This is a genomic window from Candidatus Electronema sp. TJ, assembly GCF_048287355.1.
Lineage (GTDB): Bacteria > Desulfobacterota > Desulfobulbia > Desulfobulbales > Desulfobulbaceae > Electronema.
The window spans coordinates 5,322-6,505 of sequence record NZ_JBLWEP010000136.1 but is presented as its reverse complement, the minus strand read 5'-3'; the positions used below and the strand labels follow the sequence as shown (position 1 = coordinate 6,505).

Annotated in this window: 1 protein-coding gene; it reads right to left on the bottom strand. The window is 57.1% G+C overall.

Features of this window, described 5'->3' with window-relative positions; genetic code table 11:
- Positions 1 to 908: tetratricopeptide repeat protein (locus ACNKID_RS09695; protein ID WP_417913226.1), on the bottom strand; the 908-nt coding region annotated here is incomplete at its 3' end.
- Positions 909 to 1,184: the final 276 nt, after the last annotated feature.

The following is a 1,184-nucleotide window of genomic DNA, read 5'->3' as shown; positions in this document are numbered from 1 at the left end:
GCCTGCAATCTCGCGTAGCACTCTTCATATTTGCTGAGATCAGGGTGGCCGTCAGGAAATTTCGCCTTCATGTTGACCAAGGCGCATTCATAGAGCATTTCTGAAGCCTCGTAGCGGCCCAGCTCTTCATACAGTCCAGCCAGCCAGCTCATGGTCTCCGCTGTCTCAGGATGCTGAGAGCCGTAGGCCTTTTCTCTGATCGCCAGCGCACGCTGCAAGAGCTGCTCCGCTGCGTCAGCATCCCCCAGCGCGTAGGACACCCCGGCCAGAGAAATCATGTTCGCGGTGAGAGTTGGATGCTCTTTGCCGAGATTTTTCTCCTGAATTGCCAGCGCGCGCTCCAAGAACGGCTTGGCTGCTTCTTCCTGCTCCTGCTTGAAATGCATCACGCCCAGATTCTTCAGAGTGACTGCAACACGCAGATGCTCTGCGCCGAACAGCTGCTCCGAGATCGCCAATGCGCGATGCAGCAGCGGCACCGCTTCCTTGCAGCGGCCCTGCTCATAATAGAGCAAGGCCAGATTGTTCAGCGTCGCCGCCACCGACTGATTCATTGAGCCGTGCGCCTGCTCATAAATCGCCAGCGCACGCAGATAGAGCGGCTCCGCTTCCGCAGCGCGGCCATGCAGTTCATACAGCTCGACAAGCTCGCTCAGAACTGAGGCCACCTCAAGATGGTCTTTGCCGTGCGTCTTCTCAGCAATCGCCAACATGCGCTCATAGAGCGGGATCGCTTCCGCAGCGCGGTCATGCGCTTTGCGGTGCGCGGCCAAGCAATTCAGCGTCTCCGCCACCTTGGGATGATCTTTGCCGAACGCCTGCTCATGGAATGCCAGCTCACGCTGCAATTCCCGCTCCGTCCGCTCGTACTGGGATTCCTTTTCCTTTGATCCGCTTGGCTTGCTCATGACAGTCACCATTCAAGAGTGTTCGTCGCTCAAGTTTTTTTCTGAATCTTGTCTGCGCACGCTGCGGCAGCGGCTCCGTTTCTCCGCAGCCTGCCTGCATTCCTGCGTTGCGCCATATCGCTGTTCCAGCAGCAACAAACTATAACCGAACCAGGCCAATCTGCACATCCTTTTGCTGCATTGCTTTGCAGATTCAAGCCTGCAACCGTGCGGCAGCGAGGCGCACTCCTGCATTGCCTCCTTTTCTTTCTCCCTCTTCAGCTTTTGCTCGTCTGT